We start from the raw sequence: 23391 nt of genomic DNA on the forward strand, positions 1-23391 counted from the left end.
GCCTTCCTACAGTTCGAACGTGGCCTGGTGGATCTGCCGCCGGGGCACGCCGGCCCGGCGCAGCGCCCGGACCGCCTCCTCGATCAGCCCGGCGGGGCCGCAGAGGTAGACGTCGCGCCGGGTCAGGTCGGGCACCAGCCGGCGCAGCCCGTCCGGGCTCATCACCTGCCGGGGGCCGGGCTGGTGGCGCGAGCCGATGACGTACCAGACGGAGGCCCCGCGGGCCTCGGCGAGCCAGTCCAGCTCCCGGTGCAGCAGCACCTCCTGGGGGTTGCGGGCCCGGTAGATGACCGCCGTGCCGGGGGGCAGCTCCTCCAGCATGGCGCGCAGCGGGGCGATGCCGCTGCCGCCGGCGATCAGCAGCGCCCGCTCCCGGGTGCGGTGCGCGGCGGTGAAGGTGCCGGACGGCCCCTCCGCCCAGACCCGGGTGCCGGGTTCGAGGTCGCGCAGGTCGGCGGTGTGCGCGCCGACCACCTTGACGGTGAGCCGGAGCCAGCGGCCGTTGGCCGCGGCGGAGAGCGAGAACGGGTGGGACTGCCACCAGCAGCCGAGGGCGAGGAAGCGCCAGCGGAAGTACTGGCCGCCGAGCATCGGCAGGGCCGTGAGGTGGCGTCCGGTCAGGTAGATCGAGATGGTGTCGGGGGTCTCCGCGACCACCTCGGCGACCCGCAGCCGGTGCCGCAGGTTGAACCGCAGCGGCGCGATCAGCCGGCCCCAGACCAGCGCGGCGATCACCAGCAGGTAGGCCGCGTACCAGCCGGTGCGCACCGGGCCGGCCGGGTAGAGCTCCGCGCCGTTGCTGAACTGGTGCGCGTAGCCCAACGCCAGCACCGCGTAGCTGGACAGGTGCAGGAGGTACCAGAGCTCGTACGGCAGGGCGGTGCGGATCGCCCGGACGGCGGTGAGGGCGACCAGCACCAGGATGCCGGCGGCGACGAAGGCGGAGAGCATGTCGGCGTAGTCGGAGAGCATCACCCCGACCTGGCCGAGGATCGAGTGCTGCTCGGCCCGGGCGTACGCGACCACCAGAGTGGCCAGGTGGGCCAGCACGGCGACCAGCAGGGTGGCGCCCAGGTCCCGGTGCAGGCGGGAGATCCGCTCGCCGCCGAGGCAGCGCTCCAGCACGGCCAGCCGGCTCATCATCAGCACCTGGACCAGCAGCAGGTAGCCGCCGATCAGGCCGGTGATCCGGCCGACGGCGAGCAGCACGTCACCGGTGGTGGCCAGGCCGCCGGCCGGGGTGTTCAGCCACCAGGGCAGCACGCTGAGCACCAGGCCGGCCCAGAAGAGGGCGGCCAGCGCGCGGCGGGGGCCGGGCCCGCGCCGGGGCACGCCCCGCACCGCCGGTCGCGGGGGTTCGGGCGCCGGCGGGGGCACCGGGGCGGGCCGGTGCGCGGCACGGCCGCCGTACGAGGGGGTCCTCGTCCGGCGGCCGGCGTACGTCTCGTAAGTGTCCTGGTATGTCACGCGTACAACTTCATGGGGGTGTATTTCTGCCTGGGGAAGATCTTGTCCACTTGTGCGGTGGTCAGTCCGAATCGACCCTGTGCTACCGATCCGTAGACGTTGAACATGTTGTTGTACTCGGGTACGTCTCCGCTGTCCAGATCGTTCAATCCGGACCAGGTCCCGAGCAGGGACCCGGCGAGCCTACGCCCGCTCAGGATGGTGACCACCCCGCCGTGGCCGTGGTCGGTGCCGCCCTGGTTCGAGGCGACCCGGCGGCCGAACTCGCTGGACACCATGATCGTGACGTCGGCGGCCTTGTCTCCCAGGTCGGTGAAGAACGCGGCCATCGCGGTCGCCAGCTCGTTGAGCCGCCGCCAGAGTTGGCCGCCCTCGCGGGTGCCCTGGTTCTCGTGGGTGTCGTAGCCGCCCATCCCGACGGTGGCCACCCGGACGTTCGCCCCACCCTTGATCAGCTGGGCGAGCTGCTGGAAGGAACGGCCGACGCCGTCGTACTGCACCCCGGCCAGCGGCTGGTACGGCTTCGCGGCGAGCTTCTGCGCGGTGGCCAGCGCGCTCATCCCCTCCTGCACGGCCTCCTCCACCGGGTGGTTGATCCCGGTGAAGAGCCCCCGGATCGCCTTCTCGGTCGCCGCCCGGTACCGGTCGTCGCCGTTGAGCCGCAGCTCACCGACGCTGTTCAGGGCGAGCGCGCCGTTGACGCCGACCAGCGAGCGGGGCAGCGTGCTGCCGATGCCGACACTGCGGAACGCGGTGCCCTTGCCGAGGGAGTCGACCAGGCTGTCCAGCCAGCCCCGGCCGGCGGTCTCGCTGGGCAGCCCGCCCAGGTTGCAGGCGTCGGCGGCCTGGAAGTGGCTGCGGGACAGCCGCGGGTCGGAGACCGCCGGGACGAAGCCGAGCTGGCCCGCCTTCAGCCACTTCTCCAGCGGGGCGAAGGCGCTGGTCAGCTTGAAGCCCCGGCCGAGGGCCAGCGAGTCGTTGCCGAGCAGCAGGTCGGGCCGGGTCTTGGTGAGCACCGGGTCGTCGGCGGGGGCGACCAGGCTCAGCCCGTCCAGCCCGCCGTAGAGGAAGACGTGGATGAGGGTGCCGGTCTTCGTCGCGGCGAACGAGGCCGAGGTGGTGACGAACTGGGCGGTGGCCAGGGCGGTGGCGGTGGCCGCCGCGCCGGCCACGAAGGTCCGCCGGGTGACGCCCCGGCCGTCATGCTGGGCCTCCTCCAGCTCCTCCAGGCGGCGGTACCGGTCCGCCTCGGCGGCGTTCTCGGCCGCGACGATGCCGGCCTCCGCGCGCAGCAGCGCCTCGGCCGGGTTGTCGGCCAGCCGGCGCAGGTCGGGGCATTCGGGGTGCAGGGGGTACGGGTTCACGGTCATCTCCATCGAATGCCTCACCGGAGGTGGTGCTGGGGGGACGCGAGGATCGTCCGCGCGACCGCGGCGATGGCCCCGTTGAAGGTGGCGTCGACCTTGGTGCTCGCCGTCACGCCGGCGACGCCGAGCACGAGCGCCTTCTCGCGGGCACTCAGCTTCTGATGCACCAGCCGCAGGGCCAGCGCGTCGACGTACGCCCCGGCCGTCGCCGGCGGCTTCGCCACCAGCTTCTCGGGCTTGGTGTACGTGAACTCGGTACGCCAGCCGGCGAGCAGGTCACCGGCCTCGTTCCAGCCGTCCACCATGGTCCCGGCCGAGGTCCAGGCGACGTAGACGTCGGCGTAGCCGTCCGGGGTGGGCTTGCCCATCGGGTACTGGCCCAGCTCGCGCAGCTTGTCCTGCACCTGGCGCAGCCCCTGGGCGTACGCGGTCCGCCGGCCGTCACCCTTGAACTGCGGGGACGCGGTCGGCGACACCCCGAGGGCCCGGTACGTGGCGACCAGGTACTCCATCGGCCGGCGGACCTTCTGGCCGACCGCGGCCCAGAACTCCGACGAGTTGAACAGCGTGGTCAGCACCGGCTTGATCTGGCCCTTGTTGGCGGTGTACGCCTTGGCCAGCCGGTCCACCAGGGACTTCGGCGGGGTGTCCGAGACGAACCGGGTGGCCAGGTTGCGGGCCACGTACCCGGCGGTCGACGGGTGCAGCGCGATGTAGCGGATGTAGGAGTCGATCACCTTGTCGGCGACCTTCGGGTCGGCCGAGTTGTTGGCGTGGCTGAAGCCGAGGATCTTCACCTTGCCGAGGTAGTGCTGGTCGGCCCGGAAGGCGTACTGCCCGTCGACGACGCCCCGGCCGGTCTGAAGCAGGGCGGCCTGGCGGACGTCCTTCTCGGTGTAGCCACCGTCCACGCCGACCGAGTACAGCTCCAGGTTCTCCCGGGCCAGGTTCTCGTTGACCGCGTCCTTGCGGGAGTCGTTCTGGTTCAGGTAGAGCAGCAGCGCGGGGTGCTTGTTGGCGGCCACCAGCATGTCCGGGTAGCTGCCCAGGGCGTGCTTGCGCACGACGTCCCGGTCGAAGGCGTTGCGGTACGCCTCACCGCCGTCGAAGTCGGCGGCGACGTGCAGGAAGTCGTTCCAGAAGTCGACCATAACCTCGTAGAGCTGGCGGTCGGACCAGATCTGCCGGGCGATGGTGGCGTCGATGGTCTCCCGGGCCGGGTCGACGCCCCGCTCGTTGAGCTGGTCGCGCTGGTCGCGCAACTGCTGCGGCGACAGCTTGAACGAGGGCAGCTCGGTCAGCTTCAGCTCGGCCTTGGTCGGGGCGATCTGCTCCGGGGCGAGCTGCTGGCGCAGCCAGCCGTCGATGCCGAGCCGCTTGATGTCGGCGATGACCTGCGGCGTGGCGCCGAAGGTGGCCCGGCTGGCCAGGTGACGTACCGGGTCCTTGGCCAGCACCGTCTTCACGGTGACCGGGGTGGCCGCCGCGGCCGCCGCGGCACCGGCGAAGACCCGCCCGCCGGAGGGCGAGTTGCGCTTCAGCGCGGCCCCGGCCCGGGAGCCCATGTAGCTCTCGTTCTGCTCGGTGTAGGTCCGCACCGTGCTGGGCTGCTGCCCACTGGGGCGGGCCGCGCTGCCGTCGGTGGTGGCGGTGCCGGTGGCGTCGCCGACCGGGTCGTCACTGAAGAGGCCGCGTACCTGCGGGGACAGGGCCAGCGCCGCGCCACCGGCGACCACCGCGGCGGCGGCGCCCATCACCAGGGTGCGGCGCCGGCCGTCGCGCGGCCGGTCGTCGTCGTCCAGGTTGGGCAGTCCGGGGCCGGCGGACGGGGCGTACCCGGTCGGGGCGTAGCCGGGGCCGGTGAAGCCGTCCGGCCCGACCCACTGAGGGCCTGCGGTGGGCGCGCCGGCGTAGCCGGGGCCGGCGTAGGGGGCGGTGGGGCCGGCGTACGACGCGGCGTAGTCCGCGTGGGCGGTGTACGGCGTGCCGCCGAGATCGTGGTATCCGTCCGGGAGGGGGTGCTGGGTGCCGTCCCAGCCGCGGTCGTCCCGGGTTCGACGCGGTGGCACGTTGCGGTCGGCCATGTACCTGTCCCGTTTTCTTCGAGCGCCGGCACGTCCCTGCGGCCGGGGGCGGGCGCGGGGGCGGCGACGGTTGCCAGGGGAGTTGCTACGGGAAAGTAGCCAGCCGTCCGGGAGCGCTCAAGGCGCTCCGACGGGCACTTAAGACACTGCTCACCCCGGCCGGCGGGGATGCGGTCCGTCCCGCCGCGACCGGCGACGTCCCGAGCAGGGCGGACCCGTCCCGGGAATGTCACGCCGTAACGTTTCCGCCCACGACGACGCTGTTCGGGACGTTCGAGCGCTCAGGGAAACTTAAGGCGCGGATAAGTCGGCGCTGAGGTGTCCGCCGGGCAGACCCCATCCCTCGTCGGCGCGGAAAGTAGCAGCAGGAGCGGCGCGTGACCGGCCGCCGTTGCGGGTATGCCGCCGAACCGCTGAAGCCGTGAGGGGAAGGCACCGCCATGCTCAGCAAAGAGGATCAGCGCAGGTTCGAACAGATCACCCGCCAGCTGCGGGAGAGCGACCCGCAGTTCTTCGCCCGGCTCGACAACCGGGCCCGGGGCCGCCGTGGCCGGTACCTGATGCTGCTGACGATCGTGCTGTGGGCCTCGTTGCCGGCGATGACCGTGCTCGCCGGGCGGCTGGCCGGCGCGGTCTGCGCCGTGGTGCTGGTGGCCAACGCCGGACTGATGTGGCGGTTCCGGCGGCGCTGGCTATGACCCCGGCGCCGCCCCGTCCGGTTCCGGCCGCGCCGGCGACGAGCCCGGCGGGGGGCCGTCCGGGTCCGCCGCCGACGGTCGCCCGAACTCCCGGTACGCCCGCCGCAGCCGCTCCACCAGGCCGGGGCCGCCGACCGCCGCGCCGGGCGGGGCGAGCTGGCGCAGCAGCAGGTCCGGCCCGGCCGCCAGGGTGGGCGGCCGGTCGGGCAGCGGCACCGGGGCGAGCCAGAACCGGTCCAGTTCCTCGTCCGGCGCGACCGCCGGCAGGCCGTCGAGCACCCGCCCCGCGCCCGCGCGCGGACCGGTCGGGGTCGGGCCGCCCGCCGGGGCGTCCGGTCCGTCCGGGGCCGCCGCCCGCTCGGCCGGCCCGCCGTCCGGGGCGGCGCCGGCGCCGCGCCGCGTACGCAGCCGGTCCAGCAGCTCCGTCCGGCTCCGGCCGCGCCAGTGCAGCAACTGGAAGGGGTCCGCGTCGAACGCCTCGGCGAGCAGGTAGAAGGTGGCCGCCAGGTGCTTGCACGGCACCGCGAAGTCGGGGCAGCCGCAGTGCTGGTCCAGCTCGCCGACGGCGGCCGGGAAGAGCGGAGCGCCGGCGGCGGCGAACCGCGCCTCCAGCTCCGGCGGCAGGTCGCCGGCGAGCAGCCGGGCGCTGAAGAGCGCCTGCCCGGCCAGCTCCCCCTCGATCCGGTCCCACACCTCGTCCGGGTACGCGGCCAGCCCGATCCGCACCGGGTACGGCCGGGGCCGGGAGCCCTGCACCTCGGCGGTCACCTGCCCGGGGGCGATGTCCAGCCGCAGCACCTGGCCCCGGCGCGCGTACGCCCGGCCCCGGGTCAGCCGGGTGCCGAGGGCGAAGGACTCCAGCACCTCCAGGAACCGCCGGGACCACCAGGACTGACCGATCGCGCCGCGGGTGCTGCGCGCCTTCAGGCCACCGTCGACCCGGCGGGGCGGGCCGAACTCGGCGAACGGGGGACGCCGCGGCTCGGGGCTCACTCGACCACCGCCCCGGCCTCCAGCGTGAACAACTCGCGCAGGGTGTCGGTGGAGAGTTCGGTGACCCACTGCTCGCCGCTGCCCACCACCCGCCGGGCCAGGCTCCGCTTGTCCGCGATCATCGCGGCCACCTTCTCCTCCACCGTGCCGGCGCAGACGAACTTGCGCACCTGCACCCGGCGGCGCTGACCGATCCGGAAGGCCCGGTCGGTGGCCTGGTCCTCGACCGCCGGGTTCCACCACCGGTCCACGTGCACCACGTGGTTCGCCGCGGTCAGGGTGAGCCCGGTGCCGCCCGCCTTGAGCGAGAGCACGAAGAGCGGCGGGCCGGCCGGGGACTGGAACCGGGTCACCATGGTGTCCCGCTCGGCCTTGCCGACGCCGCCGTGCAACAGCAGCACCTCCCGGCCGGTCCGCGCGGCCAGGTGCCCGCGCAGCATCCCGCCGAACTCGGCGTACTGGGTGAAGAGCAGGGCCTTCTCCCCCGCCGCGAGCACCTCGTCGACGATCTCCTCCAGGCGTTCCAGCTTGCCGGAGCGGCCGGCCAGGGCCGAGCCGTCGTGCAGCAGTTGCGCCGGGTGGTTGCAGACCTGCTTGAGGCGGGTCATGGTGGCCAGCACCAGGCCGCGCCGCTCGATCCCGGCGCTGGACTCGATCTTCGCCAGCATGTCGTCGACCACCGCCCGGTAGAGCGCGGCCTGCTCGGCGGTGAGGTTGCAGAGCACCTCCATCTCCAGCTTCTCCGGCAGGTCGGAGATGATCGACGCGTCGGTCTTGAGCCGGCGCAGCACGAACGGGCCGGTGATCCGGCGCAGCCGCCCGGCCACCTCCTCGTCACCGTGCCGCTCGATCGGCTCGGCGAACTTCTTCCGGAAGGCGGCGGCCGGGCCGAGCAGGCCGGGATTGGCGAACTGCATGATCGACCAGAGGTCGGCGAGGCGGTTCTCCACCGGCGTGCCGGTGACCGCGACCCGGTGCCGCGCGGGCAGGGCGCGGACCGCCTCCGCCTGCCGGGTCGCCGCGTTCTTGATCGCCTGCGCCTCGTCCACCACCACCCGGTGCCAGTCGACCCCGGCCAGCTCGTACGCGTCCCGGGCGGCCACCGAGTAGGTGGTGAGCACCAGGTCCGCCCCGTGCACCGCGGCGGCGAACTCCGCACCCCGCGCGCGTTCCGCGCCGTGGTGCACGTGCACCCGCAGGCCGGGGGTGAACCTCGCGGCCTCGCGCTGCCAGTTGCCGACCAGCGACATCGGACAGACCAGCAACGTCGGCCCGGCCGCCGGCGGGTCCCCGGCCAGCAGCGCGAGCAGTTGCACGGTCTTGCCCAGCCCCATGTCGTCGGCGAGGATCCCGCCGAGCCCGAGGGACTGCAGGAAGGCCAGCCAGGCCAGCCCTCGCCGCTGGTACGGCCGCAGCGTGCCGGCGAACCCGGCCGGCGGGTCGGCCGGGGCGAGCCGCCGTTCCGCCTCGCCGGCCAGCAGGTCGCCGAGCGCCCCGTCGGCGGTGACCTCCAGCACCGGCAGCGCGTCCGGGCGCTCCTCCCCGGTCAGGCCCATCCGCAGCAGGTCGGCCACGGTCAGCTCGCCGGCCGAACGGAGCAGCCGCAGCCCCGCCTCCAGCCGGGTCGGGTCCAGCTCGACCCAGCGGCCGCGCAGCCGGACCAGCGGGGACTTCAGCTCGGCCAGCGTGGCCAGCTCCTCGGCGTTCAGCGGCTGGTCGCCGAGGGCGACCTCCCAGCGGTAGTCGACCAGCGCGTCGAGGCCGAGGCCGCTCGCCGCGGCGCTCACCGTGCCCGGGGCGGCGGTGCCGCGACCGCGCGCCCGCAGCCGCGCGCCGAGCCGGGACGAGGAGCGCCGCCACCAGGACGGCAGCAGTACGCCGAAGCCCGCCGCGTGCAGTACCGGCGCGCCCTCGCGGAGGAACCGGTGGGCTCCCTCCGCGTCCAGCTCCATGCCCTCCGGGGTGGCGGTGCGCAGCGCGTCGTCCAGCTCCGGCCAGAGCCGGCTGGCCCGCCCCAGTTCGGCCAGGAGGGTCTCCTGGGGGTCCCCGCCCCGTCCGGCCAGCGCCGGCGCGGCCCCCCGCCAGATGTCCGCCGCGTCCACCACCAACCCGGGCTCGTCGGCCGGGTGCAGACCGAACTCGACCCGCCAGATTCCCCCCTCGACCAGCTCGGCCACCGGGTCGACGGCCGGCTCGACCAGCCGGAACGCGGCCCGTACCGCGCCACCGGCGGCGTCGCGCTGCCAGGCGTCCAGCTCGGTCCGCAGGAGGTCCAGCTCGGCCGGCGCGACGGTGAAGGTGGGCTCCGCCCGGGTCAGCGCGGCCAGCCACCGGGGCACCGGCCCACCGGGACGCATGCCCCGGTGCAGGGCGGTGTCCGCGAGGGCGGCCCGGGCGGCCGCGTCGGTCAGCGCGTCGAGCACGTCGGCCACCAGCTCGCCCGGCCCGGGTCGGGCCGCCCGGTCGGGCGTGGCCGCGCGGGCGGCCGGGGGCAGGGCCAGGGCGAGCGACCGTGCCCAGCCCGCGTCGGTGCCGGTGAGCAGCGGCCGCCACACGGCACGGGCGGCGACCTCCCCGGGCGCGGGGACCGGGTCGGCGAGCCCCGGCAGGACCCGACCCCGGGTGACCAGGTCGACCGCGAAGTCGGCGAGTTCGGCCAGGTGGCGCAGGCTCGCGCCGGCCACCTCCGCGAGCCCGTCGAGGGCGCGGAGCAGGGACAGCGCGGCGTCCGGGGCGTACCCCAGGGTCGGCACCCGCCAGCCGGCGAGGGTGACCGCGCCGCGGACCCGGTCGGCGACGGCGGCCCGGACCAGCTCCGGCGAGTCCAGCGGCACGCCGGCCCGGGTGGGCAGGGTCAGCAGGACGCTGCCGGGCTCGCCCGGGTGACCGCCGAGCGCGGCGGCCAGCGCCGGGTGGTCGGCGGCGAACGGATGCGGCCGCTCGCGCGGCGCGCGACCGGGACGGCGGGGCGCGGCGGCGGGGCGCCCGCTGTCCTCCGCCCAGACGGCGAGGCCGGTACCGGCCAGCCACGACCCGTGGACGACCAGCACTGTCTCCTCCTCGCGACGCCTGTCGAGGATAGCCGGAGCCCGGACCGACCCGGCCGGCCTGCCACGCCGTCGACATCCGTCCGTGCGACGACGGCCGCCGAGACGGGGCCGGCACCGGGGGCGGGCGGTCGGCTACCGTCTCCGCCATGATCGATCTGCTCGTCATCGGTGGCCTCGGCGTCGACATCCGGGCCCGGGTGCCCGCGCTCCCGCTGCCCGCCGCCGACTCGCTTGCCGTACCCCCGATCGAGCTGCGGATCGGCAACACCGGCGCCGGGGTGGCGCTGGCCGCGCACGCGCTGGGGCTGCGGGTGGCGCTGGTCGACGTGCTGGGCACGGATCCGGCCGGCGCGGTGGTCCGCGCGGCGCTGGCCCGCACCTCGGTCCGGACGGTGCTGGCCGACGCCCCCGCCGGCACCCGCCGCTCGGTCAACATGGTGGACCCGGCCGGTCGCCGGATGTCGCTCTACGACCCGCGTCCCTGGTCGGGCCCGCCGCCGTTCGGCGCGGCGGAGCTGACCGCGCTGGTCGCGGAGGCGGCGCACGTGCACGTGTCGATCATGGACTGGGCCCGGGACGCGCTGCCCACGCTGCGCGCCGGCCTCGCCGGCGGCGCGGTCCTCTCCACCGACCTGCACGACTGGGACGGCGAGAACGCCTACCACCGCCCCTTCGCGGACGCCGCCGACCTGGTCCTCGTCAGCGACGTCCAGCTCGGCGAGCGGGCCGGCGCGGTGGCGGCGGCGCTGGCGCCGCGGACCGTGGTGGTCACCTCCGGCGCGGCCGGGTCGACGCTGCACACCCCGGACGGGCCGCCGGCCCGGGTGCCGGCGACCACCCCGCCCGCCCCGGTGGTGGACACCAACGGCGCGGGCGACGCGTTCGCCGCCGGCCTGATCGCCGCCCGGCTGCGCGGCGCGACCCCGGTCGAGGCGGCCCGCTACGCCGCCCGGGTGGCCGCCGCCGCGTGCACCCTGGACGGGATGGAGTATCCGGCCGACCTGCTGCCCCGCGACTGAGCGGACCGCCGGCCGGGCCGGCTCAGATCGCCCCGGTCTCGCCGTCGGTCAGCTCGCGCAGGATGTCGGCGTGCCCGGCGTGCCGGGCCGTCTCCTCGATCAGGTGGACCAGCACCCAGCGCAACGAGACCTCGCCGAGTTGCGGGTGCGGCACCACGTGGTCCAGGTCGAAGCGCGCGGCGACCGCGCGGGACCGGGCGCAGGCCGCCTCGTACGCGGCCGCCAGCCCGTCGACGGTCTCCTCCGGGGCGAGGGCGAAGCTGGCCTCGGCGTCGGCCCCGGAGGTGAGGTAGACGTCGCCCGGCTGCGGCGTGAACAGCACCGGGAACCAGTTCCGCTCGATCAGGGCGAGGTGTTTGAGCAGGCCGGCCAGGGTGGTCAGGGAGGGCACCAGGCGCCGGCTCGCGTCGCTGTGGGGCAGGCCGCGGGCCTTGCGCAGCACGGTGGCCCGGTGGAAGTCGAGGAACGATTCGAGGACCGCCCGCTCGTCGCCCGTACGGGCGAGGACCGGGCCGAGGGTGGGGTCGATCGTCTGCTCCGCCATCGTCGAACCCTAGTCGCGGCGCCCGCCGGCCCGCTGCCCCGGCATCCCGCTGCGGACCGGCGGCCGCCGGGGCAGGATGGGCGCATGGCATCCACGGCGCAGATCCCCCTGGTGGGCGGCAAGGCCGACGGCGAGACGGTCACCGTCGAGCTGGACAGCAACGGCCGCCCGCCGCTGACCCACCACCACCTGGGCCCGGACGGGCTGGCCGGGGCGCAGATCTACGAGCTGGAGTCCGACGACGAGCAGGGCCGCCCGTGGGTGTACACCTGGCGGGGACCGGCGGTCTGACCCGGCCCGGGCGGCTCAGACCCGGGTCAGCCGCCGCGACCGGATGCTCTCCAGCACGCCCCGGGTGACCTGGGAGGTGCCGCGCGCCTGGTCGCACACCTCGGCCACCCGGCGGGCGGTCTCCGGGGCACGGGCTTCCCGCTCGTCCCAGAGCCGGTCCACCTCGGCCAGCAGCGGGCCCTCCACCTCGCGTTCCACGCCGCGCAGCGCGGGCACACCGAGCCGCTGGGCCAGGTCGAAGACCTTCCCCGCGTACGGCAGGGGAAGGAACGGCGTGCCCATCATCGCCGCGAAGATCAGGAAGTGCAGCCGCATGCCGACCGCCAGGTCGAAGTGCTTCATCAGGCCGAGCACCTGCCGGGGCGAGTAGTCGTTGTGCAGGATCCGGCCCCGTTCGGCGGCGATCATGTGCGACATCACCCCGTGCGAGTGCCGGATGTCGTCGCGTTCCATCGGCACGAAGAGCACGTACGCGTCGATCCGGTGCACCAGGAAGTCGCTGATCTGGGCGAGCAGCCGGTGGTAGCCGTCCACGTCGAGGCGTTCCGCGGCCCGACCGGGCTCGCGCACGCTCAACCCGACCAGCCGGGCCCCGGCGGGCACCCCCTCCTCGCGGAGCCAGTGCGCCGGGAACTCCTCCGGTTCGAGCAGGAACGCCGGGTCCGCGGTGACCGTGATCGGGTTCACCAGCCCGGCCTCCTCCAGCACCATCCGGGACTCCTGGTCGCGCACGGTCACCTCGGTCGCCCCGGCCAGGGTCTCCCGGACCATGCCGGTGTCCACGCTGTCGCTGAGCGGGCCGACGCCGACCGCGTACGTGAGCAGCGGCAGGCCACGCTCCTGGGCGACCCGGACCACCCGCAGGTAGCGGCGGGCCTCCTTGTCGTAGAGGATGCCGCCGCCGCCCAGGACGAGCAGGTCCAGCTGGGCCAAGACCAGGGACGAGTCGACCCGGCTGACCCCCTCCCAGGGGACCGCCTCCACGTCGGGGTGGGCCAGCGCGGTGTGCGCGGGGTTCCGCGAGAAGACGATGATCCGGGCGTTCGGCTCGTGCCGCCGCAGGTCGGCCAGGAGGCCGGTGAGGATCGCCTCGTCGCCGAGGTTGCGGCCGCCGTACGAGCCGAGCACACCGATGGTCAGTCCGGTGCCATCCGTCATCCGTCACTCCTCCCCGGGTGCGTCCCGGGGCGGTTTCCCGCTGCACCGGTCGACATACCTCGGTGCGGTGCCGATGATCAGCCGCCGGCCGGGCCGACCAGCCGGGAGACCAGGGCGGATACCACCTGATCGACGTCGAATCCGGCGTCGACGGAGGTGGTGAGCAGGTCGAGCAGCAGCCCGTCGACCGCGTAGTGCAGCAGGGCCACCTCGAACGCGCCGCCGGGCAGGCCGGCCGCCAGGTGGAAGGCGACGTCGTCGGCGTACCCCTTGCGCAGCACGTCGCCGAGGGCGCGGCGCAGTTCGGGCCGGCGGGACGCCTCCAGCCGCAGTTCCAGCAGCGCCCGGGTGAGGTCCGGCTCGCGGGTGGTCCGGGTGACGATGTCGCGCAGGTAGTCGGTGACCAGTGCCGGGGACGGCGCGCGCCGGCCGAGGTCGGCCAGCACCGCCGGGTCGGGGGCCAGCCGGTCGAAGATCCGCTCGGCCAGGCCGGCCAGCAGCGCGGCCCGGGACGGGAAGTAGTTGGAGGCGGTGCCGGTGGGCACGCCGGCCTCGGCGTCGACCGCGCGGTGGGTCAGCCCGCGCGCGCCGGCGGCGGCGAGCACCCGCAGGCCGGCGTCGGCGAGCAGGGTACGGCGTTCCGGGTTCCTGGCCATGACATCACCCTAGCAATAACCACGACAGGTGTTGTAGTCTCTCCTCAACCACGACAGCCGTCGTGGTTGTGTCGGACATCGGAGTCGGTTTGCGCACGCTCGTCTACTACGTCAACAGCACCCTCGACGGCTTCATCGCCGCCCCCGACGGGTCGTTCGACTTCCTGCCCCAGGAACCCGAGGTGCTGGCCCACCTGGCCGCCGAGTGGCCCCAGACCTTCCCCACCTTCACCCACCCGCAGTTCGGCATCGCCTCGCCCCCCACCGGCCGCTTCGACGCGGTGCTGATGGGTCGCGGCACCTACGAACCCGCGCTGAAGATGGGCGTCACCAGCCCGTACGCGCACCTCGCGCAGTACGTCTTCTCCCGTACCCTGCCGCCCTCGGACGACCCGCAGGTGCAGATCGTCGACCGTGACCCGGCCGCCTTCGTCCGGGACCTGAAGGCCCGACCCGGGGGCGACATCTGGCTCTGCGGCGGCGGGCAGCTCGCCGGCCAACTCCTCGACCAGGTGGACGAGCTGGTGGTCAAGCTCAGCCCGCTGGTCATCGGCAGCGGCGTGCCGCTGGTCGACCGGGGCTTCGACCCGCGTCGCCTCACGCTGCGCGACGCCCGCCCGTTCGACAGCGGCGTGGTCGTCCTGCGCTACGCCGCCGCCGGGTAATCGGTTGCCCACGACCGGCGTCCTCGCACAGGGTGGGTCGGTGACGCGCGGAACGAAGACCCGGATCGGCTGGGCCGACCTGCCCGACCGGGTGCGGGCGGCGGTCGAGGAGATCCTCGGCGACCGGGTGGTGGCCGCCGTCTCGCAGCCCGGCGGCTTCTCCCCCGGCACCGCCGACCGGGTGCGGACCGCCGCCGGGCGGCGGGCCTTCGTCAAGGCGGTCAGCCCGGCGCAGAACGAGCACAGCCCAGGCCTGCACCGCACCGAGGCGCTGGTCACCGCCGCCCTGCCGCCGGCCGCGCCGGCCCCCCGGCTGCTCGGCAGCTACGACGACGGCGACTGGGTGGCGCTGGTCCTCACCGACGTCGAGGGCCGGCACCCGGTCACCCCGTGGCACGCCGACGAGCTGGCCGCCGTGCTCGACACCCTGGACACCATGGCCGGCGCGCTCACCCCCACCTCGGTAACCGTCGCCCCGACCGCCGCCGACCAGCTCGGGTGGGACTTCGCCGGCTGGCGGCGGCTCGCCGAGGAGCCGCCCGCCGACCTGGACCCGTGGGCCCGCGACCGGTTGCCGCAGCTGTGCGCCGCGAGCGAGCGGGGACTGGCCGCGCTGACCGGTGACACCCTCTGCCACCTGGACATCCGCGCCGACAACCTGCTGGTCCGTCCGGACCGGACGGTCGTCGTGGTGGACTGGCCCTGGGCGTGCCGGGGGCCGGCCTGGTTGGACAGCCTGCTGATCCTGGTCAACGTGCAGCTCCACGGCGGGCACGACGTCGAGGCGCTGCTACGCGCCCGACCGCGTACCGCCGACGTCGACCCGGCCGCGGTGACCGGGGTGCTGGCCGGGTTCGCCGGCTTCTTCCTCGACGGGGCCCGCCGGCCACCGCCGCCCGGCATCCCCACCGTCCGGGCCTTCCAGCGCGCCCAGGGCGACGCGGTGCTGCGCTGGCTCACCCGCCGGCTCGGCTGACCGGCGACCCGCTCAGTCCGGGGCGCGGAGTTGATGGGTGAGGAAGGGCAGCACGACGGCGGGCAGCATCGGTGAACCCACGATGTCGTCGTGGGTCAGGCCGGGCAGCACGGCCAGCCGGGACACCGGGCGGCCACCGCCGTCCCCGCCGGGGTCCCGGTGGCCGCCGCCGAGCAGGCCGAAGAACTGGACCATGTGCCGGGCCGGGATCGAGTCGGCGTCGGCGTAGACCAGCAGCACCGGCATCGGCAGGGCGGCCACCTCGGCCGACCAGTCGTACTCGCGGCGCAGCAGCTCCCCGCTCCGCGCCCAGAGCGCCGGCCAGTCCTGCGGGCGCGGCGCCACCCGCGCGTACAGCTGGTGCGGCGGGGTGCCGCGCATCCGCTCGGCGGCCCGCTCGTCCTGCGCCGACATCGCGGCCAGCACCCGCGGGTACCAGCCCCGCCGCCGGTACGGGGTGGAGACCAGCACCAGCCGGCGGACCCGGGCCGGGTGCTGGATCGCGGCACGCAGGGCCACCCCGCCGCCGAGCGAGTAGCCGAGCAGGTCGACCGCCGGCAGGTCCAGGTGGCCCAGCAGCGCGGCGATGTCGTCGGCCATCGACTCGTAGCGCCACGGCCGGTCCCCGTCGGCGGTCCGGCCGTGCCCGGGCAGGTCCACGGCGATCACCCGGCGACGCGCCAGCAGGGCGGGCCGGATCCGGGCGAACGTCTCCACCGACCCGTAGCCGCCGTGCAGCAGCACCAGCGGCCGGCCGCTCCCGTGCACCTCGTACCAGAGGCGCACCCCGTTGACGTCGGCGTAACCCATGCCCCCTACAACGACGCGCGGGTCCGGTCCGGCGGCGGGTCGCCCCGCCACCGGACCGGACCGGTGCTATCCGGCCACGTACCGGTGCAGCGTCACCTCGTCGGCGGGCACGCTGCCGGTGTGGCGCAGGCCGGCCTTCTGCAGCACCCGCACCGACGGCACGTTCGCCGGGTCCACGGTGGCGAAGACCTCCGTCACCCCGGGCAGGGTGCGGGCGAAGGCGACCAGCGCCCGGACGGCCTCGGTGGTGTAGCCACGGCAGCGCCGGGACGGCACGATGCCGTAGCCGAACTCCAGCGCCCCGTCGACGGCGGGCAACTTCAGCCCGATCCCGCCCACGGTCAGGCCGGTCTCCCGTTCGATCACCTGGAAGTGCCCGTGCGGGCGGTCCGGGTCGCGGGTGAGCAGGCCGGCGATCATCCGTTCGCCCGGAGCGGGAAAGTCCGCCGCCCAGTGCGGACGGCGCTCGTCGGCGACGACCGCCGCGGCCTCCTCGGGAGACCAGTGGCGCAGCACGAGACGGTCGGTGGTCAGGTCAGGAAAGGACAACGCGATCTCCAAGGTCGTGGAGTGACCCGGGCCGCGGCGTGTCAGCAGGTGCGCGCGCGACCCGGAAAAAGGCATGGCAGGGGAAGCTCATGGCGATCCATGGCCTCACACTCCCCTGCGCCCACGACGGTCGCGTGTCCGCGCCTGCGCACTCTAGCCCATGATCCGGATACGCCGCGCCCCCGCTGCCTCGGGCCAACGGGCAGCGGGGGCGCGGCGGATGCGGTCAGCTGACGCCGGTGACCGCCTTGACCAGGTTGATGGCGAAGTAGAGCACGAACGCCACGGCGACCGCCCAGAGCAGCGGGTGGATCTGGCGTGCCTTGCCCTGCGCGACCCGGATCGCCACCCAGCTGACGAAGCCGGCGCCGATGCCGTTGGTGATCGAGTAGGTGAACGGCATCAGGGTCATGGTCAGGAACGCCGGGACGGCGACGCCCACGTCGGTGAAGTCGATGTCCTTCACCTGGCGGATCATCAGCGCGCCGACGATCACCAGGGCCGGGCCGGCGGCCTCGCTCGGCACCAGCGACACCAGCGGGGTGAGCAGCAGCGCGCCGAGGAAGAGCAGGCCGGTGACCACGCTGGTCAGGCCGGTACGCCCGCCGTCCGCGATGCCCGAGGAGGACTCCACGTACGTGGTGGCCGAGGAGGCGCTGCCGGCGCCACCGGCGACCGCGGCGACCCCGTCGACGAGGAGCACCTGGCCGAGGCGGGGCATGTCGGTGCCGTCCTCGGTGGCCAGGTTCGCCTGCTTGGCCAGCCCGACCGTGGTGCCCATGACGTCGAAGAAGTCGGCGAGCACCAGGGTGAAGACCAGCAGCAGCGCGGTCATCACGCCGACGTGCGCGAACGCGCCGAACGACACGTTGCCGATCAGGTGCAGGTCGGGGCCCTTGACCAGCGGGTCCGGCAGGGTCGGCACGTTGAGCCGCCAGCCGTCCGGGTTGGGCTTGCCGTCCGCGGTGAACGCCCCGCCGGGCTTGGCGTACGCGTTCACGATCACCGCGACGACGGTGGTGGCCACGATGCCGATCAGCACGCCGGCCTTGACCTTCTTGGCGACCAGGATGCCGGTGACCAGCAGGCCGATCACGAAGACGACGGTGGGCCAGCCGCGCAGCGTGCCGTTGGCGCCGGAGCCGAGCTGCAGCGGCACGCCGGTGCTGCCCCGCACGAAGCCGCCGTCGACGAAGCCGATCAGCGCGATGAACAGGCCGATACCGGCGGCGATGGCGGCCTTCAACTCGGCCGGGATCGCCCGGAAGACGGCCTTGCGGAAGCCGGTCAGTACCAGCACGGTGATGATCAGACCCTCGATGACCACCAGGCCCATCGCCTCGGCCCAGGTCATCTGGGAGGCGACGGCGTACGCGACGAAGGCGTTCAGGCCCAGGCCGGTCGCCACGGCGAACGGCACCCGGCCGACGACACCCATCATGATCGTCATGACCGCGGCGACGAGGGCGGTGACCCCGGCGACCGGCGCGATGCCGAGCAGGTTGCCGTCCTTGTCCGGGGCGGTGCCGATGATCAGCGGGTTGAGCACGACGATGTACGCCATCGTCGCGAAGGTGGTGAGCCCGGCGAGCACCTCGCGCTTGACCGTCGAGCCCCGGCGGGTGATCTCGAAGTAGCGGTCGAGGCGGCCCCGCTCGGCGGGTTCCGCCGGCTCGACCGGGGCAGCAGGATCCTGCGTAGTCACGCTCATGGCGTGGCTTACTCCGTTCCGGGTTGGCCCGCCGGACGCACCGGTCGGGCGGTGGGGGTGCAGCGGGTTCCGTTTCGGTTGGCCCGGAGAACGTCGGAACCGCTGGGCTCCACGGGTCCCGTGAAGCACTACGAAGTCGCACCCCGGGTCCGGGGAGCGACTTCGCGCCCCCACTCTAGCCAGCGGATGAGCTGCGGCCGTGCGGTCGCCCGAGGCAACGGTGGCGAAGCTCACGTCCGTGGCACCCGCCGCCCCGGGCCGGCCGGGGTCAGCCGCCCACCGGGGCGGCCGGGGCCGGTCCGTTCGCCGGCTGCCGGGCGGTACGCACCGGGGAGCACACGGCGACCACGGCCGCGACCGCCATCCCGGCCGCCGCCAGCCCGATCGTCGGCCGGTAGCCGACCCACTCGGCGAGCAGGCCACCGAGCGGGGCGCCGACGGTGAGCATCCCCCAGTTCAGCGAGCGGATGGTGGCGTTCATCCGCCCGAGGAGCCGGTCCGGCGTGACCGCCTGTCGATACCCCATCTCGTTCGGCCCGCTGATCCCCAGCGCGCACCAGATCACCACCTGCGCGGCCCCCACCATCAGCCAGCCGGCCGGTCCGCGTACCGCCAGCGCCGCCAGCGCCCAACCCAGCGGCTCGACCACCCGTTCCACCAGGATGGCCCGGCCGGCGCCCCACCGGCCGACGTGGTGCGACAGCGTGTTGCCCACCACCGCCCCGACGCCGCCCAGGGCCAGCACCAGGCCCAGCCCGAACGCCGCCCGCTCCGTGCTCAGCCCCGGGTCCAGGCCGCGCAGCACGAGCAGGGTGAACGCGGTGGAGGCGACGCTGGCGAAGAGGAACCGGGCGTGCAGGGTGAGCGCGTACGGGGCCAGCACCGGGTGCCGGTAGACCCAGGACAGGCCCTCGCGCAGCTCGTGCCCGAGGTGTCGGCGGGCCGGGTGGGGGGCCGGCTCCGGCCGGCGGACCGTCGCCAGCAGCAGGCCGGAGAAGAGGTACGACACGGCGTCGACCACGATCGCCACCGGCGCGCCGAACGCCGTCACCGCCGCGCCACCGAGGAACGGCCCGGTGGTCTGGGCCAGCGAGGAGCTCTGCTCCAGCCGGGCGTTGGCCCGGGTCAGGTCGTCGGGCGGGACGAGTCGCGGCAGGTAGGACTGGTGGGCGGCGTCGTGCAGCAGCGACAGGCCACCGAAGAGCACCACCAGCCCCAGCAGCACCGGCAACCGCAGCGCCCCGAGCAGGGCCAACGTCGCGAGCACCGCCAGCAGCACCGCGCGGGCCAGGTCGGTGGCGATCAGGATCGGCCGCCGCCGGTAGCGGTCGGCCACCACCCCGGCCAGCAGTCCGAAGAGGAGGTACGGCGTCCAGCGCGCGCCGTTGAGCAGGCCCACCTCGGTGTCGCCGGCGTCCAGCGCGACGATGGCCAGGATCGGCAACGCCATCGTCGTCAGGTACGTCCCGAAGGTGGAGACCGTGTCGGCCGTCCAGAACCGGGCGTACCCGGGGTGGGCCGACAGGCGGGTCATGCCCACCGACCGTAGTGCGGCGGCGATCGCCCCGCTGCCCCGCTCGTCGGCCGGGCTGCGCCGACCGGTCCGGGGCGCGTGCCGTGGTCTGCGTGCACGGCACCTCCCGGAGTTCGATGCCGGTTGCTACCGTCCGCCGGGTGAACGAGAACCCGACGGCGCGCGGCGGCCAGTTCGAGTGGACGTCCGGCCGTACCCTCTCCGTGGTCGGACTGGCCGCGGTGCTCGGCGTGGCCGCGATGATCACCCACCTCGGCGGCTCCGGCGCCGGGACCGAATGGCTCGGCGTCAGCGCCGGGTGCGCCCTGGCCGTGGCGCTGTTCGGCCGCGCCACGACCGTGTACCACGCCCGCCTGACCCGGGTCGCGCAGTCCGGGCCGGCGACGGTCAGGGTCCGCGAGGGCCGGGTGGTGATCCCCCGCCGGGACGTCCTCCCGCGCATCCTGTCCGCCGTGCTGATCGCCGGCGCGCTGACCTCCGGGTGGCCACGGGACGGTGAGGGGCCGGTGGCGCAGCTGGTCACGGCTCTGGTCGTGGTCGTACCGATGGCGGTCTGGATGGCGCTGCTGGGCTTCGCCGACCGGGTCGTGGTCACCGCCGACGCGCTCGTCGTGCTGACCACCTTCACCCGCCGGTCGGTGCCGCGCCGGCTGGCCGGGCAACTGCACCCGACGGGTCAGGGTGCGCTGATCCTCGACGTGCCGGGCGGGCCGGCGGCCCGCATCCCGGTCGGCATGCGCGGTCTCTGGGTCAAGTACCGCTGGAACTGGCAGCCGGCGGAGCTGACCGCGGCGGCCCGGATCCGGGCCGCCCTGGACGCCGTCCCGCCGACCTCGACCGGCGCCGAGGTGACGACCGGGCCGCGGTGGGGCACGATCGCGGTGGCGGCCGGCACGCCCGTGGTGGTGCTGACCGCCGTGGTGGCGCTGCTCGCCGGGCTGTCCTGATCGGATCAGGGCACCGGGTCCCGGGCTACAGCTCCGTCCACTCGTGCGGCTCCAGGTAGACGTGCTCGCCGCGGAAGAACCAGTCGGCCAGCTCCCAGAGCCGCTCCAGGCACGCCTCGTAGTAGCTCTCCGGCAGCGGCCGGGGAAAGTCCGGGTGCGACGTGTGGTCGCGGACCCAGGTGGCGACGGAGAAGAAGCCCTCGGCCAGCCAGCGGTCCAACCGGTCCCGGTCCGCGTACGCCTGGCAGGCGGCCCGCATCGCCCGCTCCAGCCGGCTGAAGGCCGCGCGGTCCCAGCGCAGGTCGCAGCGCACCGTCAGCAGGAAGCTGCCCTCCTCGGCGTCGAACTCGGCGCGCAGCACCGGCAGGAAGTCGTCCACCCGGCGAGCATGCCCGCCGGGTGTGACGCCTCGGCGACCCGGGCCGCCGTCAGCGGCCCCGCTCGGCCGCGTCCCCGAGGATCGCGCGCAGCCGGGCCCGGCACTCGGCGACGAAGGCGGGATAGCTGTCCCGGTAGTAGGCCACGCCGCTGACCCCGACCGCGACCGCCCAGCCGCGGGCCCGCAGCCAGGTCGGCTCGTCCAGGTCGAGGGCGTCCCAGTAGGACTGCCGCGCCTCGGCCGGCAGGTCCCAGACCGGCGAGTGCTCGGCGTCCGGGAGGCCGACGGAGAGGCCGCCGAAGTCGATGGCGGCGTGCAGCCGCCCGCCCCGGGCCAGCAGGTTGGTCGGCTTCAGGTCGCCGTGCAGCCAGCCGACCGGCGCGGTGGAACCGGGCAGGGCGAGCGAGTCGGACCAGATCCGGTGCAGCACGTCGATGTCCAGGTCGGGGTCCGGCAGCCGCCGGCAGTCGTCGAAGGACTCGGTGATCCAGGCGTACTCCCGCAACGGGCCGCCCCGGTAGCCGCTCAGCTCGCCCTCGCGCCGCGCCCCCATCAGGTCGACCGCGCGCAGGCTGCGGACGAACGCCGCGAGGTCGACGCCGAAGCGGGCCCAGTCGGTGACGCTGCCCGGCCCGACCTCGTCGCCGTCGATCCACCGGTAGACCGACCAGACGGTCGGGAACGCGGGCCCGGGCCGGCCGGCGTGGACGGGCTCCGGCACCCGGCAGGGCAGGTGCGGCGCCAACCGCGGCAGCCACGTCTGCTCCTTGCGCACCGCGGTGGCCTTGTCGGGGGTACGCGGCAGCCGCACCAGCAGCTCGTCGCCGAGCCGGAACATGGTGTTGTCGGTGCCGGAACCGGCCGGCCCGACGGGCAGGTCGGCCCACTCGGGCCGCTGCTCGCGGAGCAGGGAGCGGACCGTTCCCTCGTCGACCGGGATCTCGTCGTCGTGTAGCAGCACCGCGTCACCCTCGCCGGTCGGCGGGGTCGTCGGCCAGCGATTTACGGCCGGCCACCCACCGGCGTTCTGCCCAGCGGCGATTTCGTTGCCCCGGCCGGGTGCCGGCGAGTGTGCTGGCGGGATGCCGACCGATCCCGGGACAGCCCGGTTTCCCCGTTCCTCGCCCTACTGGCCGGTGCTCACCCACCCGCTGCTGCGTCGGGTGCTGCCCGGTCTCGCGGTGTCCGCGCTGGGCGACGGGATGGCCCTGGTGGCGGTGACCTGGCTGGCCCTGCGACTCGCGCCACCCGGGCAGCGGGGCATCTGGACCGGGCTCGCGGTGGCCGCGTACACACTGCCCAGCGCGGCCGGGACGGTGCTCCTGGGCCGGCTCCTGGCCGGACGCGACGGAGCCCGGCTGGCCGGCTGGGACGCGACCCTGCGGGCCGCCGCGCTGGCCGCGATCCCGGGGGCCCAACTGGCCGGCCTGCTCGACGTCCGGTGGTACGTGGTCCTGCTCGCCGCCTCCTCGCTGCTGCACGGGTGGGGCTCGGCGGGACGCTTCACCCTGGTCGCGGAGCTGCTGCCGCCCCGGCACCACCTGCCGGCGAACGCGGTGCTCGGCATGCTCTCCCAGGCCGCCACCATCGTCGGACCGCCGCTGGCCGGCCTGCTCATCGCCGCCGTCGGTCCGGTCTGGGTGATCGCGGTCGACGCGGCCACCTTCGCCGTGCTGGCGGTCACCTACCGGCTCGCGATCCCGCGCGGTGGACCACCCGGCGAGCCCGGGCCGGCACCGGCGCGTACCGCCGGGTTCCGGGTGATCCGCGGCGACCCGGCGCTGCTCGGGCTGCTGGTGCTGTCCTTCGGGTTCTTCCTGCTGTTCGGACCGTTCTACGTGGCGATGCCGGTCCTGGTCACCGACGACCTGCACGGCTCCGCGACGACCCTCGGGCTGTACTACACCGCCTTCGGCGTCGGCGCCCTGGCCGGCGGCCTGGGCACCGGCTACCTGAGCGGCTGGCCGCTCGGCCCCACCACCGCCGGCATCGTCGTCGGGTTCGGCGCCGCACTGCTGCCGCTGGGGCTGGGGCTGCCCGTCGGCCTGTCGCTGCCGGCGTTCGCCGTCGCCGGTCTCGTCTGGGCGCCGTACCGGTCCACCTCCATGGCGCTGTTCCAACGTCGTGCCGACGCCGGAAGGCTGACTGCGGCGCTGGCCGCGCAGAGCGCGATCACCGTGCTGGCCGTACCGCTGGGCACCATGCTCGGCGGCCCGCTGACCAGCGCACTCGGTGCCCGGCGGACCCTGCTGGCCTGCGCGCTGGCGACCGTCGTGCTGGGCCTCGTCGCCACCGTGGCGACGGTCCTGCGTCGCCGAACGGCCGCGCCAGCCGCCGGAGACGGTTGCGGGGTGGGAAAAGCGGAGGCGCGGGTCGGGGGCAGCGGCTAGCTTGAGCCCCCTCGACAGCTTCTGGAGGTGCTTGGGTGCCCGTGTCAGTCACGTCGATCCGTAGCGGTTTCGTGATCATCCCTACTCCTGACGTGAGGAACCC

At 74.8% G+C, this 23391-nt stretch carries 21 protein-coding genes; 7 read left to right on the top strand and 14 right to left on the bottom strand.

From position 1 onward, the window contains the following. Positions 1–6: 6 nt before the first annotated feature. From GA0070611_RS14825 to GA0070611_RS14835, 3 genes are read right to left on the bottom strand one after another with little or no spacing between them, the layout of a single operon-like run. Positions 7–1467: a ferredoxin reductase family protein gene (locus GA0070611_RS14825; protein ID WP_091664453.1), complete on the bottom strand. Its 1461-nt coding sequence runs from the start codon at positions 1465–1467 to the stop codon at positions 7–9. Continuing rightward, positions 1464–2837: a DUF1501 domain-containing protein gene (locus GA0070611_RS14830; RefSeq protein ID WP_231921512.1), complete on the bottom strand. Its 1374-nt coding sequence runs from the start codon at positions 2835–2837 to the stop codon at positions 1464–1466. Before GA0070611_RS14830 ends, GA0070611_RS14825 begins: the two co-directional genes overlap by 4 nt. 14 nt (positions 2838–2851) lie before the next feature. Further along, positions 2852–4918 (bottom strand): DUF1800 domain-containing protein, encoded by a 2067-nt coding sequence (locus GA0070611_RS14835; RefSeq protein WP_091664457.1) that lies wholly within the window; start codon positions 4916–4918, stop codon positions 2852–2854. A gap of 440 nt (positions 4919–5358) precedes the next feature. On the opposite strand from GA0070611_RS14835, the gene GA0070611_RS14840 reads away from it, so the two are divergent. Then, positions 5359–5616, top strand: a complete 258-nt coding sequence (locus tag GA0070611_RS14840) for a DUF3040 domain-containing protein (protein ID WP_091664460.1) — start codon at positions 5359–5361, stop codon at positions 5614–5616. Here the strand turns inward: GA0070611_RS14840 and GA0070611_RS14845 are convergent. Beyond that, entirely contained in the window at positions 5611–6609 is a 999-nt protein-coding gene (locus tag GA0070611_RS14845) for an SWIM zinc finger family protein (protein ID WP_091664462.1), read from the bottom strand. The two genes, GA0070611_RS14840 and GA0070611_RS14845, sit on opposite strands and share 6 nt — an antisense overlap. Continuing rightward, a complete protein-coding gene (locus GA0070611_RS14850) occupies positions 6606–9659 on the bottom strand; it encodes a DEAD/DEAH box helicase (protein WP_091664465.1) in 3054 nt (1017 codons plus the stop codon). Before GA0070611_RS14850 ends, GA0070611_RS14845 begins: the two co-directional genes overlap by 4 nt. 146 nt (positions 9660–9805) lie before the next feature. Between GA0070611_RS14850 and GA0070611_RS14855 the strand changes: the two genes are divergently transcribed. Beyond that, entirely contained in the window at positions 9806–10678 is an 873-nt protein-coding gene (locus tag GA0070611_RS14855) for a carbohydrate kinase family protein (protein WP_091664467.1), read from the top strand. Between the two features lie 22 nt (positions 10679–10700). Here GA0070611_RS14855 and GA0070611_RS14860 read toward each other — a convergent pair whose 3' ends face one another. Further along, the gene (locus tag GA0070611_RS14860) at positions 10701–11222 is read right to left on the bottom strand and encodes a DinB family protein (RefSeq protein WP_091664469.1); all 522 of its coding nucleotides are present in this window, start codon (positions 11220–11222) and stop codon (positions 10701–10703) included. 84 nt (positions 11223–11306) lie between these two features. Between GA0070611_RS14860 and GA0070611_RS14865 the strand changes: the two genes are divergently transcribed. Next, positions 11307–11513, top strand: coding sequence for a hypothetical protein (locus GA0070611_RS14865; protein WP_091664471.1), 207 nt, complete (start codon positions 11307–11309; stop codon positions 11511–11513). 15 nt (positions 11514–11528) lie between these two features. Here the strand turns inward: GA0070611_RS14865 and GA0070611_RS14870 are convergent, their stop codons facing one another. Then, positions 11529–12671: a polysaccharide pyruvyl transferase family protein gene (locus GA0070611_RS14870; RefSeq protein WP_091664474.1), complete on the bottom strand. Its 1143-nt coding sequence runs from the start codon at positions 12669–12671 to the stop codon at positions 11529–11531. A 77-nt stretch (positions 12672–12748) separates the two neighbouring features. Next, the gene (locus tag GA0070611_RS14875; RefSeq protein WP_091664476.1) at positions 12749–13327 is read right to left on the bottom strand and encodes a TetR/AcrR family transcriptional regulator; all 579 of its coding nucleotides are present in this window, start codon (positions 13325–13327) and stop codon (positions 12749–12751) included. Between the two features lie 89 nt (positions 13328–13416). On the opposite strand from GA0070611_RS14875, the gene GA0070611_RS14880 reads away from it, so the two are divergent. Next, entirely contained in the window at positions 13417–13992 is a 576-nt protein-coding gene (locus tag GA0070611_RS14880; protein WP_091672947.1) for a dihydrofolate reductase family protein, read from the top strand. A gap of 40 nt (positions 13993–14032) precedes the next feature. Further along, positions 14033–14968: a phosphotransferase gene (locus tag GA0070611_RS14885; RefSeq protein ID WP_091664479.1), complete on the top strand. Its 936-nt coding sequence runs from the start codon at positions 14033–14035 to the stop codon at positions 14966–14968. A gap of 12 nt (positions 14969–14980) precedes the next feature. Here the strand turns inward: GA0070611_RS14885 and GA0070611_RS14890 are convergent, their stop codons facing one another. From GA0070611_RS14890 to GA0070611_RS14905, 4 genes are all read right to left on the bottom strand, one after another. Then, positions 14981–15778 (bottom strand): alpha/beta fold hydrolase, encoded by a 798-nt coding sequence (locus tag GA0070611_RS14890; RefSeq protein WP_091664482.1) that lies wholly within the window; start codon positions 15776–15778, stop codon positions 14981–14983. Between the two features lie 66 nt (positions 15779–15844). Beyond that, the gene (locus GA0070611_RS14895) at positions 15845–16327 is read right to left on the bottom strand and encodes a GNAT family N-acetyltransferase (RefSeq protein WP_197675713.1); all 483 of its coding nucleotides are present in this window, start codon (positions 16325–16327) and stop codon (positions 15845–15847) included. 226 nt (positions 16328–16553) lie between these two features. Further along, entirely contained in the window at positions 16554–18038 is a 1485-nt protein-coding gene (locus GA0070611_RS14900; protein WP_091664487.1) for an NCS2 family permease, read from the bottom strand. A 268-nt stretch (positions 18039–18306) separates the two neighbouring features. Next, positions 18307–19572 (bottom strand): MFS transporter, encoded by a 1266-nt coding sequence (locus GA0070611_RS14905; RefSeq protein WP_091664489.1) that lies wholly within the window; start codon positions 19570–19572, stop codon positions 18307–18309. A 140-nt stretch (positions 19573–19712) separates the two neighbouring features. Here GA0070611_RS14905 and GA0070611_RS14910 point away from each other — a divergent pair, with 140 nt between their 5' ends. Continuing rightward, positions 19713–20519, top strand: a complete 807-nt coding sequence (locus tag GA0070611_RS14910; RefSeq protein WP_091664491.1) for a hypothetical protein — start codon at positions 19713–19715, stop codon at positions 20517–20519. A gap of 25 nt (positions 20520–20544) precedes the next feature. On the opposite strand, the gene GA0070611_RS14915 is transcribed toward GA0070611_RS14910, so the two are convergent. After that, positions 20545–20898, bottom strand: a complete 354-nt coding sequence (locus GA0070611_RS14915; protein WP_091664492.1) for a hypothetical protein — start codon at positions 20896–20898, stop codon at positions 20545–20547. 49 nt (positions 20899–20947) lie between these two features. Beyond that, positions 20948–21859 carry an aminoglycoside phosphotransferase family protein gene (locus GA0070611_RS14920; protein ID WP_091664494.1) on the bottom strand — a complete coding sequence of 304 codons (912 nt, stop codon included), beginning with the start codon at positions 21857–21859 and terminating at the stop codon, positions 20948–20950. Between the two features lie 121 nt (positions 21860–21980). On the opposite strand from GA0070611_RS14920, the gene GA0070611_RS14925 reads away from it, so the two are divergent. After that, the gene (locus GA0070611_RS14925) at positions 21981–23288 is read left to right on the top strand and encodes an MFS transporter (protein ID WP_091664497.1); all 1308 of its coding nucleotides are present in this window, start codon (positions 21981–21983) and stop codon (positions 23286–23288) included. The last annotated feature ends 103 nt before the right edge of the window (positions 23289–23391 follow it).

The sequence above is a fragment of the Micromonospora auratinigra genome (assembly GCF_900089595.1).
Lineage (GTDB): Bacteria > Actinomycetota > Actinomycetes > Mycobacteriales > Micromonosporaceae > Micromonospora > Micromonospora auratinigra.